Genomic DNA, 15,074 nt, shown 5'->3' on the forward strand with positions numbered 1-15,074 from the left:
TTCTTGACCTAAGTCAATATCTTTCTTTTTTAATTTCTTTATAATTGTTGAAGTGCATGAGTTATATCATAGCATCAAGGTAACGTACTGTATCCATTAATAACAATGGATAACATTGATTCCACTAAGGAGGCTTTTATGTCATTGGATAGAAGAGAGTTTTTAAAAAGTGCCGCTGCTGCATCGGCAGCGACAGCGATTGGAATGGCAGTTCCTGCCAAGGTCGAAGCGGCAGCGCTCCAGGGACAAGCAGGATGGCGTTGGGACAAAGCGGCCTGCCGCTTTTGCGGAACGGGATGCGGAATTATGATGGCTACCAAAGATGATCGCATCGTTGCGGTCAAAGGGGATCCATTGGCTCCGGTTAATCGTGGTCTTAACTGTATTAAGGGATATTTTAATGCAAAGATTATGTACGGAGCCGACCGTCTTACGCAACCGTTATTACGTATGAATGATAAAGGTCAGTTTGACAAAAAAGGGAAGTTCAAACCGGTTAGCTGGCAGCGTGCTTTTGATGAAATGGAAGTGCATATCAAAGCAGCCCTGAAAGAAAAAGGGCCAACCGGTATTGCAATGTTCAGCTCAGGTCAGCAAACAGCGATGGAAGGACATGCCGCACTCAAATTGATGAAAGCAGGTTTCCGTACCAACAACATCGACCCGAATGCACGTCTGTGTATGGCATCAGCCGTAACCGGATTTATGAACGTTTTCGGTGCTGATGAGCCATCAGGCTGTTATGAAGATATTGAACTCGCCGAAACAATCGTTGCTTTCGGATCGAACATGGCGGAGATGCACCCTATTCTCTGGTCGAGAGTCAGTGATCGTAAACTCAGTAACCCCGATAAAGTGCAAGTGGTTGTTCTCTCAACCTACAAACACCGCACGATGGACCTTGCCGATGTCGAAATCATCTTTAAACCGAATACCGACTTGGCAATCTGGAACTATATCGCCCGTGAAATTGTTTACAATCATCCCGAAGCGATGGACAAAGAGTTTTTGGATAAAAATATCGTCTTTGCAACGGGTCCTGTAGATATCGGATACGGTCTTCGAGAAGATATCAACCATCCGAAATACGGTAAAAAAGAGCTCGATACCGCAGCCAAACAAAAATCCAAAGTTCTTACCGCCGATGAGGGGGTCAGTCTCGGGTATTTAGGGTATAAAGCGGGTGATACGCTGGAGATGAAAAACAGCGGAGATGCGAATAAACACTGGAAAATCACGTTCGAAGAGTTTAAAAAAGGGCTTGCACCTTACACTCTCGATTATGTAGCCAAAGTTTCCAAAGGTGATTCGGATGAAAGTCTTGCCGATTACAAAGCAAAACTTCAAAAAATGGCCGATCTCTACATCGAGAAAAAACGTAAATGTTTGACCTTCTGGACTATGGGATTCAATCAGCATACACGTGGAACATGGGTGAATGAACAAGCCTATATGGTTCACTTCCTCCTTGGAAAACAAGCAAAACCGGGTAATGGAGCATTCTCACTCACCGGTCAGCCATCTGCATGCGGAACAGCGCGTGAAGTAGGAACATTTGCCCATCGTCTCCCTGCGGATATGGTGGTCATGAACCCTGCACACCGTAAAATGGCAGAGGGGATCTGGACAATTCCAGAGGGGACGATTAACCCTAAAATGGGATCGCACTTTACCCAAATCCACCGTGATCTCGAAGACGGTAAAGTAAAATTTGCCTGGGTCAGCGTCTGTAACCCGTATCAAGATACCGGTAATGCGGAACACTGGATTAAAGCGGCACGTACAATGGACAACTTCATTGTGACCTCTGACGGTTATCCGGGGATTTCGGCAAAAGTATCGGATTTGATTTTGCCAAGTGCTATGATGTATGAAAAGTGGGGAGCGTACGGTAATGCAGAACGTCGTACCCAGCATTGGAGACAGCAAGTGACTCCGATGGGGGATGCAATGTCCGATACGTGGCAGTTTGTTGAACTTTCCAAACGCTTTACGATCAAAGAGGTATGGGGAGCACAAAAAATTCCGGGACTCGATGGCGGATTGCCGGATGTGATGGGTAAAGCCAAAGCAATGGGTTATGATGAAAATGCAACCCTTTATGAAGTGCTATTTGCCAATAATCGTGCGAAAGCGTTCAAATGGCCGGATGCAGTAGGCAAAGGGTATCAAAACTCTGAAGTTGAAGGTGACAAACGTAATGTTGTCGGAAGCGATGGCAAAGTATTCAAAGGGTATGGCTTCTTCTTGCAAAAATACCTTTGGGAAGAGTATCGCAAATTCGGTGACGGACATGGACACGATTACGCCGATTTCGATACGTATCACCGTGTACGCGGTCTAAAATGGCCGGTTGTTGATGGCAAAGAGACGTTCTGGCGCTACAACGCGAAATACGATCCGTATGCGAAAAAAGCCGCTAACGGTGCCTTTGCGTTTTACGGTCATGCGTTCAAAGATATTCCAACCGGAAATCTGCAAGGGGTTACGAACAGTGCGAAAGTGAATTTGGACAACAAAGCCAAAATCTTCTTCCGCCCCTATATGGAGCCGACTGAAGTACCGGATACAAACTATGATATCTGGTTATGTACCGGTCGTGTACTCGAACATTGGCACAGCGGAACGATGACGATGCGTGTTCCTGAGCTTTATCGCGCCGTTCCTGAGGCGTTGTGTTATATGCACCCCGCAGATGCTGAAAAACGCGGTGTCAAACGAGGTGAAATGGTGTGGGTAGAATCACGCCGAGGAAAAGTAAAAGCACACGTTGAAACACGCGGCCGTAACCGTCCTCCAAAAGGACTTGTATTTGTGCCGTGGTTTGATGAAAAAGTATTTATTAATAAAGTATGTTTGGATCATACGTGCCCGATTTCCAAACAAGTTGACCATAAAAAATGTGCGGTCAAAATTTATAAAGCGTAACGATTATGAAAACTGAAACTCCTAATGATCGTCGCCGTTTTCTTCTCTCTATCGCTAGAGGGATCGGGCTTAGTGCGATGGGGGCTTTGGTCTGGAGTGCTTATGTGGGGGAAGTGAAAGCGGCACCTCTTGTTTTGCGTCCTCCGGGGGCATTGGATGAAGCGGAATTTATGCAAAAGTGTATCAAATGCGGTTTGTGTGTGGAAGCGTGTCCTTACGACACGCTGATCCTTGCACGTCCGGGAGATAATCTCCCGACTGGAACCCCTTATTTTACACCAAGAGCTGTCCCGTGTTATATGTGTACCGATATTCCGTGTGTTCCGGTGTGTCCAAGCGGTGCGCTTAATGAACCCTCAGTAACCAGCTATGTAAAAAACAAAGCGGTTTTGGAGATCAACAAAGCGCGCATGGGCTTGGCGGTGGTCGATGAGAATTCGTGCATCGCGACATGGGGAATTCAGTGTGATGCATGCTATCGAGCCTGTCCTCTTTTAGGTGAAGCGATTACCATCGAACACTCTAAAAATGATCGTACCGGCAAGCATGCATTTTTAAAACCTGTCGTTCATGCGGATCACTGTACGGGATGCGGGCTGTGCGAACATGCCTGTGTTACCGAGATCGCCGCGATCCATATTCTTCCCAGAGCTTTGGCTATGGGTAAAGTGGGAGACCACTATATCAAAGGGTGGGACAAAGCCGATGAAAAACGGCTAGAGGGAGCTTCCAATGAAGTGACCAAAACGAAAATCAGTGAAAAGAGCGCTCTCGATTCACTGAATGATGAAGGAGAGCTGTAATGAAAAACTATCGCTATCTACTCCTTCGTCGTTTAACGCAAATCTCGCTGTTGGTTCTTTACGTAGGAGCCAATGTGTGGGGATGGAAATTCCTTCAAGGCAATCTCAGCAGTTCCTCCGTGTTGGGAACACTCCCGCTGAGTGATCCTTATGCGGTGATGCAAATCGCCGTTACGGGGGCAAGCATAGGGATGGACATCTTGCTGGGTGCGCTGATTATAACGATCTTTTACGGAATCATCGGCGGACGCGCTTTTTGCAGCTGGGTTTGTCCTATCAATATTATTAGCGACAGTGCCGCATGGCTGCGTCGAGCATTAAAGTTTTCCGAAGTGCAAAAACGGTTTTATATGAGCCGATCGCTGCGCTATTGGATTTTGGCTCTGAGTTTAATCCTCTCTGCCCTTATGGGTGTAGCGGTATTTGAACTTATCAGTCCTATTTCGATGGCCCATCGTGGTCTTATCTTCGGTATGGGGATGGGCGGCGGTGCACTGATCGTAATCTTTTTATTTGATTTGCTGGTGCATGAAAACGGATGGTGCGGATACGTCTGCCCTCTGGGAGCAGTTCATTCATTAATCGGGAATTTTTCTCTGATTCGTGTGTGGCATGATGCGTCAAAATGTACTGACTGTCGCAGCTGTGTTACCGTATGCCCTGAAAAAGAGGTGCTTCATATGATTAATCACAGCAGCGAAAGTGTGCTTATGGGTGAGTGTACCAATTGTGGCAGATGCGTAGATGTCTGTCAAGAAAACGCGCTCGGATTTTCAATCCGATCTCAACTAAAACAACCAAAGGATGAGGAATGAAAGCAAAAAAACTAATCGGTAGCTTGGTCGCTGCTTCACTAATCATTAGCAGTGTTTACGCTGTTAATACAGATGTGGATGAAACACAATTGGGATTACGTAAAGTCGATATTTATACCGAAGATACAGCTGTCCCAAATGGTACGAATTACAATAAAGAGGCTCCGGGTACGTCAAAACGGTTTGATCGTGCATATACCAATGCACCGCCTATGATTCCCCATGATATTGATGACCTTGGGGAAATTGATAAAAACAACAACTCGTGTCTCGGGTGTCATATGCCTGAGATTGCCAAAGACATGGGAGCGACACCGATTCCTAAGAGTCACTTTACCAGTTTTAGACCGGCAATATCGGTCGATGATGATGATAATCTCAAAGCAGAAAGCGATGATCAAATCATTAAAAAAGATCTTCATGGGCAGCTATGGCAAGGGCGCTATAACTGTTCGGCATGCCACGCTCCTCAGACAAAAGGGGATTTAAAAGTGGCAAATACCTTTAAACCTGCCTATACAGACAAAAAAGGGCAAAAACATAAAAACAAATCGTATCTCCTTGATGAACTCGACATCGGCGTCAAAGTCGGAAACGGTTTGTAAAAATGGAACACGAAGCACGTCGGGGTTTTTTCGGCGCTATTGCCTCTCTCTTTAAAGAGGAAGCGCAGTATATCGTCCGTCCCCCGTACGTGATGGAAGGTGCGACATTTAACGAATGTCTTACGTGTGAGGCAATGTGTGTAAGCGCCTGCGAGGAAAAGATTCTTGTTCGCGATACGCAAGGAGTCCCTTTTGTGGATTTTAAAATTTCGGGATGCAGCGATTGCCATAAATGTTTGGATGCCTGTACCCCGAAAGTTCTTAGCGATCCGACGAAATTTATCCAAGGACATGCTAAGATCAGGATGTCGAACTGCATGTCGCATCAAGGGAGTATTTGTTTTTCGTGCAAAGAACCTTGTTTGGAAAATGCGATAGTGTTTAAAGGGATGTTGAATCCTATAATTCTTCCTGAAAAATGTACCGGTTGCGGCTATTGTATCGGCGTATGCCCAAGCGGAGCGATAGAGGTGGTAGCGTGAAAATTTTATCTCTCGTTTTTCTTTTTTTTGTTCAAGCAATTGCAGAGCTCATAACGCCTTCTGCAATACTTAAAACGGATGGTCTGATTAGTGATATGGTGGTGAGAGAGGGTAAAACTTATGCCTCTACCGATACCGGTGTCGTTAATGTATTCGATCTCGCTTCACGACGTAAACTCTCCTCCATATCCCTTCCGAGCGTAACTAGTGGTTCAGGAAAAATATTTTTGCCCAAAATCTATTCGGTGGATCATTTTGCGGGGGCAACCGTGATGGTTACGGAGAGCGGCGAATCGTCGTTTCGAAATGTCTATATTTGGCGTGAGAATAAATTGGTGATGCTAATCGGCAAGACGAGTGGATTGCTGATCAAAAAAGTTCGATTTGTGGATGCAAATCACCTTATTTTTGGACTCTCCGGCGATGCGATTATTCTGATGGATTTGGACAAACGCAAATCTCTCTACGAAGTACAAGCAGGCGGAGGGGTATTTGGAGATATGGCACTGAGCCCTAAGCGCTCACTTTTAGCCGTAGGAGATGAGAGCGGCGAGATTGTTCAAATCGAGACACGAAGCGGAAAAGTACTCAAAACGCTCAGCGGAATCAATCTCGATGCGATTAATCGTCTCGCATACCAAAATAATACGATCATCAGCGGCGGACATGACCGACGTGTAGGTGTGTATAAAGCGCATGGGAGTTATTTCATCGAAACAAACTTTTTTGTCTACGCCGTAGGGTTGAGCCCCTCAGCCTCCATTGGAGTGTATACGGACGGAGATGAAAATGAGTTACAGATATTTGAACTGGAAACTCAAAAAAAAATCGGACGACTCAAAGGCGGAGAGACCCTTTATGATACGCTTATCTTTTTGGATGAGCATACCCTGATAGGTTCAGGCGAAGAGAATAAAATTTACTACTGGAGAATACCGTGAATATTTCAAGCATAGTGGTGCAAACCAATCCAAAGTTTACCGATGAGGTGGTCGAGATTTTCAAAGCGGCCGATTTTTGTGACTACCATTTGCACGATGAAAAAGGTCGTATTATTGTCACTATTGAAGGCGAAGGTGTCGAAGAAGAGATTGCCAAGCTGGTAAAAATTCAAGAGATGGAACACGTTATTTCAGCTGATATGTCGTTTGCTTACAGCGAAGACGAACTCAATGCGGAGCGTGATAAACTGGAAGCTGTTGGCGGTGATTTACCCGAATGGCTAAATGATGAAAATGCAACGAAACGTGATATTAAATACAATGGGGATCTCAAGGATCGTTTTTAAACGCAGGCTGATACTCCAGAGATGATCGTTCCAAGCAGCGATAGATTTCTATAGGAGGTCAAGCAAAAGAAAGGTACTGCCTGGAAAGATCACCCCGAACGGGGCGAAGAAGTTATTTCGAGATGTGAGCGGCAAGAGCAGACATTTGAGCATCGTTAAGCGATGCAACCTGCCCTTTCATGATCGCCTTTGAAGCCGCACCGTAGGTACCGTCTTTATACCCTTTGAGGGCTGTTATGATCTCTGCTGAGCTCATATCTTTAATGATTTTACTTTTGCCTAATGCCGCTTTTTCACCTGTAGCACCGTGACAAGCTGCACATTTTTTATAAAGTACCGCACCCTCTTCAGCCGCATGAGCACTCACAAAACCTAAACCGATCAATACGCCAAATAACATCAAACCTTTTTTCATATGAAACTCCTATACATGATATAAAAAATTATATAACGTATCAAAATTAATAGCTTTGATCTAAGTCAATTTTAATATCGCAATGCGACGAAATGGGATAAAAGGTCTAAATCAATTGGACGAGACGGAGATTCAACCTTCCCTAATGTCTCTGTTCCCGCACGAAAAACCTGTACGTAAAAAGGTTTCTGATATCCCATAGCTTTCAGTTTGTTTGCCATTGTTATGATCTGACGTTCATTCAAAATATCAGGATGCAATGTTGTACGTACTTCAAAATCAACACCATGTGATTGCACCGTATCCAAACACTCCCAAAACCGTTTTTCAGACCCGCCGCCGCATATTCGGCTCATTTCAGAAGCCGGTGCTTTATAATCCAAAGCGACATAATCGAGCAGATTCTCTTCAAGCAGTTCTTTGACAACATCTGGACGCATACCGTTGGTATCGAGTTTCAGTTTGAAGCCTAACGCTTTAATCGAATGACAAAAAGGGATCAGATTTGGATACGTTGTGGCTTCGCCGCCACTGAGCACTATCCCTTCCAATAATCCACGCCGAGAAGATAAAAAGTTTAACGCTTTTTGTTCACTGATCGTCCCCCATCCTAAAACAATATCGGGATTGTAGCAGTATGTGCATCGCAGATTGCATCCTGCAAACCAAAAAATGGCGGCAGGAATGTCGGGATAGTCTAGAAGCGTAAAGCAGGTGATATCATAGAGCGGATGCATGGCGTTTCGAGGATTCTTGAAAGCATATACGCTCTTTATGTTCCCCTTTTTTACCGAGATTGAAACTCTCTACCGGTCGGTGATATCCCATCACTCTCGTATAGACCATACAACGGGTACGTTTTGCGGCATTCATTTCTAAAATTTCATGAGACTTCATTGGATTTCCTTGTGTTGGGTTTGATTGAGTATCTGTTCATCGCATTTGGGGCAAAATTCATGTTCGCCGTTCATATAACCATGTACCGGACAGATCGAAAATGTCGGTGTCACCGTGATATAGGGGAGGCGAAAATTCGTAATGACATTTTTGACCATCCGTCGACACGCTTCAGGCGAACTGAGCCGCTCGCTCATGTACAGATGCAAAACGGTTCCCCCTGTATAACGGCACTGGAGTTCATCTTGAAGCGTAAGGGCTTCAAACGGATCATCGGTAAACGAGACCGGAAGCTGTGAGCTGTTCGTATAATAGATATTTTCACCCTCGCCTGCTTGCAAAATCTCGGGATAACGTTTTTTATCTTCTTTGGCAAAACGGTATGTTGTCCCCTCCGCCGGCGTCGCTTCGAGATTGTAGAGATTACCGCTCTCTTCTTGGAAAAATCGCATTCGTTCACGCAGATAATCAAGTATGTTTTGGGTCATATCGATTCCCGATATTGTCGAAATATCTTCACTGTCTCCGGTGAAATTACGAACCATCTCGTTCATTCCGTTGACGCCGATCGTCGAAAAATGGTTACGAAAATCTTTGAGATAACGGGCCGTGTAGGGATAAAGACCTCGCGCAAACATATCCTGAACAAAATGGCGTTTTTTCTCCAGTGTTGAATAGGCAATCTCCAGCAACCGATCCAATGCACGGATCAGCCCCTCATAATCATTTTTATAGAGGTATCCCAAACGCGCCATATTGATGGTCACTACTCCGATACTGCCCGTCATCTCCGCACTGCCAAAAAGTCCATTCCCCCGTTTGAGCAGTTCTCGCAAATCAAGCTGTAAACGGCAGCACATACTCCGTACGGCTCCGGGTTTATACGCATGAGGATTTTCGACGACCTCTCCTGAGTCATTTCGGATGTACTGACTCCCGATAAAGTTTTGAAAATAGCTGGAACCGATTTTTGCCGTATTTTCGAACAGGATATCGGTATTTTCACCGTACCAGTCGAAATCTTCGGTAATGTTTACCGTGGGGATCGGAAAAGTGAATGGCTGTCCTCCGTTGTCCCCTTCGGTCATTACCTCATAAAATGCTCGGTTTATGATGTTCATTTCAGCCTGAAAATCGCCATACGTCAGCTCTTTGAGAATGCGTTTCCCTCGTTCGCGAAGCCGTCGCTGATGGTGCGCCGTTTCACTGATCTCTTCAAAAAGATGATGATCGCGATACGTCGGGAACTGATCGCGTAAATCTTCGGGAACGACCCAGTCGATCGTCACATTGGTAAACGGAGATTGACCCCAGCGTGCGGGGACATTGAGATTATAAACAAACCCCCGTATCGCTTTTTTGACTTCTGTTAAAGGCAAAGCATCGATAAATACATAGGGGGCGAGATAGGTATCAAACGAACTAAACGCTTGTGCTCCTGCCCATTCCGATTGCAATATCCCTAAAAAATTGGCCATTTGCCCCAACGCTTCACGCAGATGACGCGGAGGTGCACTCTCGACCCGCCCTCTTACACCGTTAAATCCCTCATTTAAAAGTGCCCGCAAACTCCATCCGGCACAATAACCCGTGAGGCAATCGAGATCATGGATATGGATATCACCGTTACGATGAGCCGCCCCCTCATACGGTGCGTAAACTTTATCAAGCCAAAAATTCGCAATCACTTTGCCCGCGAGGTTATTGACCAATCCCGCGTTAGAATATCCGGTATTGGCATTGGCATTTACCCGCCAGTCGGATTTGTGTATATACTCTTCAACACTCTGTGTACTGTTGACATAGGTGGTATCTTCGCCCAATCCTAAGATATGTTCCCGCTGCATTTTATGTAAAAATCGGTAGGTGATAAATGATTTCATTACCTCAAATTCACCTGATTTATGCAACTCCTCTTCGATTAAATCTTGTATTTTTTCAACTTCAATTATATTGTTATAGACAATCTGGAAGAGTACCGCAGTGATAACGTCTTCATTGACGGGTATTCGTACACTATCGTATGCTTTTCGAATCGCATCTTCAATTTTAAAAGGATAATAAAGTTCCGTCGAGCCGTCTCGTTTGATAACACGTTGTATCTTATTCATTCTTATAGCTCCTCATTATCTGATTGCATTTTTTGAAATATTTTTATGGAAGTTATTGTATTGAATTACGGAGAAGTTATCTTTGACTTGGGTCAATTTAGACCGAAAAGTGAAGTGCGAGGATGACGAGTCCTCGCGTAAAAAAGCTTAACATAAGGAGAATATTGAGGGCCCGAAGGCCCTGAGATAAAAAAAGATCGCTTAGAATTTCAAAGAGGCGATAAGACGGAAGAGCGCATTGTCGAGAGTTTTCACACCCGAAGCATTTTCTCTATCAAATTCCGTATAGATCGCGGTGAGATCGATGGGACCTGCTTTGGTACTGGCAACAACATCCCAAGCGGAATAGTCATTATCCTGAAGACTTGCACCGGCAACCGCTGCTGCAGTCCCGCCATTATTTCCGGTTTCCGCTTCACCGTAACTCGCAGCGAGAGTGACACCCGGAACCATTTTAGTCGATGCACCGATTTTCCATGCATCGGTATCGGGAGCAGCAACGATTTCACCGTCGAAGTAAACACTCGCAAGTCCGGTATACATCATTGTTTTATCCCCCGTTGCCACGTTTGAAAATCCAAGAGTACCGTCATTGACCGATGAGAATGCTCCATACACATTGACTCCTGCAACGTCTACAGCCGCTTTAAGCGCATACATCTCCGTACTGCGATCGGTAGTACCGCCGCCCAATGCAGAGTCCGGATTCATCCCGGCAAACTGTGCACCGAGAGTTACCATACCAAGAACCTTTGCATCGGCTTGCAACCAATACGCATCGGCGATTTGACCTACATTGTAATACCATGCTTGCACGGTTGTATTCGGGATGGATTTGTTAATGGCCGCTACGGCATACGCACCATCCGCTCCAAACGTACTAAATTCACCGTTATACGCGATAGTGGTTCCGCGACCGGTTGTCGGTTTCAATAATCCCACACCGTTATGCTTGCCGACCCATGCACCAACTAACGTCGTATCAGGAAGATCGTTGTTCAGCAATACTGCCGCTTCAAACGTATTTTCGGTAATGTTCCAGTTTTCGGTAAATGCCAATGGAGTAGAAAGCGCTTGGCGACCGATTTTAGCGGTCGTTTTACCTACGCTATAGGCCAAATAGAGCTCTTCTACCCATGACTGGTCATCAAGTTTAGCTGTTCCTACACTGTTGCCCTGCGCATCAAATTTAGTGGTAGAGACATCCCCGACGAGATTATTTTCCAAACCGAGTGTTGTAAGAGCTGAAGCTTTTACCCCTGCACTGAGATTTTGAAGCAAATCAGCGGTAGCTCCGACACTCAGTTTTACATTGGCCATAGAATTTACATCGTGATCAAAAAAATCAAGACCGTTGGTTGATTGACCGACCCCTTCTGTTTCAAACGTTTGATACCAAACTTTCGCCTCTCCGTTCACTTTTACGTTATCGATCGCGTATACGCTTGTTCCTAATGCCAAAACGGCAACTAGACTAAGTTTTCCTAATTTCATCTTACCATCCTTATGTTTTGTATAAGAGCACTCTATCATTTTTCAATACCCAATCAATTGACCCAGATCAAATCCATCTCTTGACATCGATCAATTCATCTACTGCTTCCTACCGATATAATCCCGATATTACTATCTGAAAGAGCTAAAAATGACACAATTTTCTATCTCACAACCCCAACAAAACAAGAGTTACTTTTTATCACAGCCGCATCAGCCGTTTTTCGTCTTCGGTCTTCTTTGGGCAATTGTATCCATACTGATTTTTAGCTTGTCGCACAAAGGGCTCGTTGTACTCCAGATCCCCGAAAATGAATTCCATCTCTATTCATTGGCGTTCATCGTATTTGCCCAAATCTTTCACGGCTTTTTATTTACAACCTTTCCACGTTTTTGTACAAGTATGGCAATCCCAAAAGAGGTCTACATCCGCATCGTTTGGCTCTATCAAATCGGATCCGTTCTTTTTTTCCTCTCTTCCTTGATTTGGGCTCCGATGGTATGGATATCGATGATCGTACTTTTATTTGCCAATTCGATGGCCGTCTATACACTGTATTGGATCTATAAAATCGGGCAATCTCCCCTCAAGCAAGATCCGTTTTGGATACTAATCGCCCATGCGATTGCAATCGGTGTCCATTTTATATGGATCATTGCCAATACCATAGAGTTCTTTATCGGTCCATTTAACTGGCTCTCTTTGCTCAGCCCGATACTGGTCAATTTCTTTTTTGTATTTCTTACTTTTAGCGTTGCACAGCGGATGATCCCTTTTTTCAGCCATTCTCAGGAGACAAAAACAAAATATTTTGTTGAAACCGTTTTTGCTGGTTTTGTTGTAAAAACACTTTTTGCCATGGTTGCTTTCGGTTTGGGCGAAGCATTGATCAGTTCTATCCTCGGACTCTATTTATTTCGTGAACTATTGCGATGGAAACTTCACCCTTTTAATTCACCGGCCATCCTTTGGATACTCCATCTCGCACTGTTTTGGCTTCCGAGTGCCCTTTTAATCGGAGCTTTTATCCAAATAATCGAAATACTTTATGATAGTAATTTTTTATTTGCAGGAACCCATTTGTTGGTGTTGGGATTTCTCACCACGATCCTGATCGGTTTTGGAACACGCGTCACATTAGGTCACTCAGGACAACCGCCTCATGCGGATATGATCGCTATTACCCTCTTTTGGTGGACACAAGTTCTTGTTCTCTCTCGTTTTGCGCTCTCAATCGATACCGCATTCGGAGGGACTCACGGATGGATATTTGATATAACAGCCTTCACATGGATTGTTTTATTTATTGCTTGGGGGATGCGGTACGCCAAAACATTGCTTTTCGGTAAAAAGGTATCAGGCTAAGCAAAGATAGATTACAATGTTCTGAATTCTCTCTTTTGGAGCAGACCTGTGCATTTCTCAAAAACTACCGAATACGCTATCCGTGTCCTCACCTACCTTTATCGCCATAACGAAGCTTCTCATTCAGTCAATATTCTCCACCAAGAACTGGGCCTTCCCTATAAATACCTCACAAAGATGGTTACCGATCTCGTAAAAAAAGGGCTTGTCCACTCTGCCAGAGGACGAGAGGGAGGGATAAGTCTCGCTAAAAAAGCCGATGAAATCCGTATGTGCGACATCCTCGAAGCGATCGGAGAACCCCTAGAACATGATCGGTGTATTTTGGGATTTGAGAAATGCGACGCTTCGAATCCATGTGCCCTCCACGATCAGTGGGCCATGCCGAAAGAGATGATCGAAACCATGCTAACGACCACTACTCTCGCCTCTTTGATCAATAACAAAGAGACAAAATTATAATTTTTCTACCGATGAGTCCTATGCTGTTTTGGTAAAATGGAGAGAAATCAATTTTTCAAGCACCGCTAAAACATCCTCCTCATCACTGAGCGATTCGACAATCGAATGGATACACGCTTGGTAAGGATCAAACCCGTGAGCAATCAATTTTCCGGCATAGATGAGCAAACGTGTCGATACCGCCTCTTGAATATCGCTGTCGCTGAGTTGACGAATTTCACCCGCAATAGCAACCAGCTTTTGGGCTATCGCTTCCTCCACACCACTCTCTTTAAGGAGAATTTGTTTCTCTATTTCCGGTGCAGGATAATCAAAACTGAGGGAAATAAAGCGTTGTTTGGTGCTGGGTTTCATCCCTTTTAAGACATTTTGATACCCCGGATTATAAGAAACGACCAGCATAAAATCAGGATGGGCGGCAATCACTTCACCGGTACGATCTATCGGCAGAACACGACGATAATCGGCGAGGGAGTGCAACACCACCGTCGTGTCTTTACGGGCTTCGATAATCTCGTCCAGATAGCAGATACCGCCGTTGCGCACCGCCTTCGTCAAGGGTCCGTCTTGCCAATACGTCCCGTTTTCATCTATCAGATGACGTCCTACCAAATCGGCGGCGCTGAGATCATCATGGCACACCACTGTGTAAACCTCCCGTCCCAGTTCTTCTCCCATCGCTTCGATAAATCGCGTTTTACCGCAGCCCGTCGGCCCTTTGATCAACACGGGGAGATTCATCCCCGCAGCGGCTTTGAAAAGCTCGATTTCATTGCTTTGCGGCACGTAGTACATTTTAGACATAATTTTATTCCTTTTATTTGGTCAAATTCATATAGATTTCGGGTAACACTTTGGGGAGTTTTTTGGCATCGCGAATCACGGCATACGAATTTCTCCCGAACAGATAGGGGAGGTACTCTTTCGCATCGATATCGATCGTGATACAAAACGGCGTGATCCCTTTTTGTTTCACCTCTTCGATCGCTTTTTTCGTATCTTCGATCCCGTAACGTCCATCGTAGCGATCGACATCATTGGGTTTTCCGTCACTGAGAATCAACAGAAGCTTGTTAGCACTGTGCTGTTTCTCTAAAATCTTGGCACTCTCCCGTATCCCTGCACCGAGCCGTGTGTAATACCCCGGTTTAATGGCATGAATCCGACCGCGAACGTTGTCGCTGTAGCTCTCTTTGAAATTTTTAATGATGTGAAAGTTGACCTTCGTATTTTTGATCGATGAAAACGTATAGATGGCAAACCGATCTTGCAGACGGTGCAGCGATTCGGAGAACACCATCAGGGCATCTTGTATCATGTCGATAACCCGTATCTCTTGCGTGATCCCCGCTTCCGTGGAGAGGGAAACATCCGCCAAGATCAGAGTAGACATATCCCTCATCTTTCT

16 protein-coding genes are annotated in these 15,074 nt (G+C 44.9%); 9 read left to right on the forward strand and 7 right to left on the reverse strand.

What is annotated here, in order from left to right; translation table 11 throughout:
• The first annotated feature begins 138 nt into the window (after positions 1-138).
• Genes napA through A3G19_RS01750 form a run of 7 tightly spaced genes read left to right on the forward strand, consistent with a single transcriptional unit; the run spans position 139 to position 6,921 of the window.
• Entirely contained in the window at positions 139-2,928 is a 2,790-nt protein-coding gene (gene napA / locus A3G19_RS01720; protein ID WP_015653671.1) for a nitrate reductase catalytic subunit NapA, read from the forward strand.
• A 5-nt stretch (positions 2,929-2,933) separates the two neighbouring features.
• On the forward strand, positions 2,934-3,731 hold the full coding sequence (napG, locus tag A3G19_RS01725; RefSeq protein ID WP_015653672.1) for a ferredoxin-type protein NapG: 798 nt from the start codon (positions 2,934-2,936) through the stop codon (positions 3,729-3,731).
• On the forward strand, positions 3,731-4,546 hold the full coding sequence (gene napH, locus A3G19_RS01730; protein WP_015653673.1) for a quinol dehydrogenase ferredoxin subunit NapH: 816 nt from the start codon (positions 3,731-3,733) through the stop codon (positions 4,544-4,546). The genes napG and napH overlap by 1 nt, the downstream gene beginning before the upstream one ends.
• Positions 4,543-5,151 (forward strand): nitrate reductase cytochrome c-type subunit, encoded by a 609-nt coding sequence (locus A3G19_RS01735; RefSeq protein WP_015653674.1) that lies wholly within the window; start codon positions 4,543-4,545, stop codon positions 5,149-5,151. The genes napH and A3G19_RS01735 overlap by 4 nt, the downstream gene beginning before the upstream one ends.
• Positions 5,152-5,153: 2 nt before the next feature.
• Complete coding sequence (locus tag A3G19_RS01740) at positions 5,154-5,633, forward strand: 4Fe-4S binding protein (RefSeq protein WP_015653675.1); 480 nt, start codon at positions 5,154-5,156, stop codon at positions 5,631-5,633.
• Entirely contained in the window at positions 5,630-6,574 is a 945-nt protein-coding gene (locus A3G19_RS01745) for a hypothetical protein (RefSeq protein ID WP_294870260.1), read from the forward strand. Before A3G19_RS01740 ends, A3G19_RS01745 begins: the two co-directional genes overlap by 4 nt.
• The gene (locus tag A3G19_RS01750) at positions 6,571-6,921 is read left to right on the forward strand and encodes a chaperone NapD (protein ID WP_015653677.1); all 351 of its coding nucleotides are present in this window, start codon (positions 6,571-6,573) and stop codon (positions 6,919-6,921) included. Before A3G19_RS01745 ends, A3G19_RS01750 begins: the two co-directional genes overlap by 4 nt.
• Before the next feature lie 112 nt (positions 6,922-7,033).
• On the opposite strand, the gene A3G19_RS01755 is transcribed toward A3G19_RS01750, so the two are convergent.
• The 5 genes from A3G19_RS01755 to A3G19_RS01775 all read right to left on the reverse strand — a co-directional run bounded on the left by A3G19_RS01755 (position 7,034) and on the right by A3G19_RS01775 (position 11,838).
• Positions 7,034-7,336, reverse strand: a complete 303-nt coding sequence (locus A3G19_RS01755; RefSeq protein ID WP_015653678.1) for a c-type cytochrome — start codon at positions 7,334-7,336, stop codon at positions 7,034-7,036.
• Positions 7,337-7,407: 71 nt separating this feature from the next.
• A complete protein-coding gene (locus A3G19_RS01760) occupies positions 7,408-8,073 on the reverse strand; it encodes an anaerobic ribonucleoside-triphosphate reductase activating protein (RefSeq protein ID WP_015653679.1) in 666 nt (221 codons plus the stop codon).
• A complete protein-coding gene (gene nrdD, locus A3G19_RS01765; protein WP_015653680.1) occupies positions 8,057-8,233 on the reverse strand; it encodes an anaerobic ribonucleoside-triphosphate reductase in 177 nt (58 codons plus the stop codon). The genes A3G19_RS01760 and nrdD overlap by 17 nt, the downstream gene beginning before the upstream one ends.
• Positions 8,230-10,344: a ribonucleoside triphosphate reductase gene (locus A3G19_RS01770; protein ID WP_015653681.1), complete on the reverse strand. Its 2,115-nt coding sequence runs from the start codon at positions 10,342-10,344 to the stop codon at positions 8,230-8,232. Before A3G19_RS01770 ends, nrdD begins: the two co-directional genes overlap by 4 nt.
• A 201-nt stretch (positions 10,345-10,545) precedes the next feature.
• Positions 10,546-11,838, reverse strand: a complete 1,293-nt coding sequence (locus tag A3G19_RS01775; protein WP_294870262.1) for an OprD family outer membrane porin — start codon at positions 11,836-11,838, stop codon at positions 10,546-10,548.
• A 151-nt stretch (positions 11,839-11,989) separates the two neighbouring features.
• Here A3G19_RS01775 and A3G19_RS01780 point away from each other — a divergent pair, with 151 nt between their 5' ends.
• Together A3G19_RS01780 and A3G19_RS01785 are read left to right on the forward strand one after the other, a co-directional pair.
• Positions 11,990-13,204, forward strand: a complete 1,215-nt coding sequence (locus A3G19_RS01780) for an NnrS family protein (protein ID WP_015653683.1) — start codon at positions 11,990-11,992, stop codon at positions 13,202-13,204.
• 48 nt (positions 13,205-13,252) lie between these two features.
• Positions 13,253-13,666, forward strand: a complete 414-nt coding sequence (locus tag A3G19_RS01785) for an Rrf2 family transcriptional regulator (RefSeq protein ID WP_015653684.1) — start codon at positions 13,253-13,255, stop codon at positions 13,664-13,666.
• An 18-nt stretch (positions 13,667-13,684) separates the two neighbouring features.
• On the opposite strand, the gene A3G19_RS01790 is transcribed toward A3G19_RS01785, so the two are convergent.
• Together A3G19_RS01790 and A3G19_RS01795 are read right to left on the reverse strand one after the other, a co-directional pair.
• Entirely contained in the window at positions 13,685-14,470 is a 786-nt protein-coding gene (locus A3G19_RS01790) for a CbbQ/NirQ/NorQ/GpvN family protein (protein ID WP_015653685.1), read from the reverse strand.
• Positions 14,471-14,483: 13 nt separating this feature from the next.
• On the reverse strand, positions 14,484-15,074 hold a 591-nt coding region (locus tag A3G19_RS01795), incomplete at its 5' end, for a VWA domain-containing protein (RefSeq protein ID WP_294870263.1).

The organism is Sulfuricurvum sp. RIFCSPLOWO2_12_FULL_43_24, from assembly GCF_001829605.1.
GTDB lineage: Bacteria > Campylobacterota > Campylobacteria > Campylobacterales > Sulfurimonadaceae > Sulfuricurvum.

Bases quoted from the DNA above. Each gene is read 5' to 3' on its own strand.
- A3G19_RS01790 (WP_015653685.1), bottom strand. From the start codon at position 14,470: ATGTCTAAAATGTACTACGTGCCGCAAAGCAATGAAATCGAGCTTTTC.
- A3G19_RS01740 (WP_015653675.1), top strand. From the start codon at position 5,154: ATGGAACACGAAGCACGTCGGGGTTTTTTCGGCGCTATTGCCTCTCTC.
- A3G19_RS01780 (WP_015653683.1), top strand. From the start codon at position 11,990: ATGACACAATTTTCTATCTCACAACCCCAACAAAACAAGAGTTACTTT.
- napH (WP_015653673.1), top strand. From the start codon at position 3,731: ATGAAAAACTATCGCTATCTACTCCTTCGTCGTTTAACGCAAATCTCG.
- napG (WP_015653672.1), top strand. From the start codon at position 2,934: ATGAAAACTGAAACTCCTAATGATCGTCGCCGTTTTCTTCTCTCTATC.
- napA (WP_015653671.1), top strand. From the start codon at position 139: ATGTCATTGGATAGAAGAGAGTTTTTAAAAAGTGCCGCTGCTGCATCG.
- A3G19_RS01755 (WP_015653678.1), bottom strand. From the start codon at position 7,336: ATGAAAAAAGGTTTGATGTTATTTGGCGTATTGATCGGTTTAGGTTTT.
- A3G19_RS01760 (WP_015653679.1), bottom strand. From the start codon at position 8,073: ATGCATCCGCTCTATGATATCACCTGCTTTACGCTTCTAGACTATCCC.
- A3G19_RS01775 (WP_294870262.1), bottom strand. From the start codon at position 11,838: ATGAAATTAGGAAAACTTAGTCTAGTTGCCGTTTTGGCATTAGGAACA.
- A3G19_RS01735 (WP_015653674.1), top strand. From the start codon at position 4,543: ATGAAAGCAAAAAAACTAATCGGTAGCTTGGTCGCTGCTTCACTAATC.
- A3G19_RS01770 (WP_015653681.1), bottom strand. From the start codon at position 10,344: ATGAATAAGATACAACGTGTTATCAAACGAGACGGCTCGACGGAACTT.
- nrdD (WP_015653680.1), bottom strand. From the start codon at position 8,233: ATGAAGTCTCATGAAATTTTAGAAATGAATGCCGCAAAACGTACCCGT.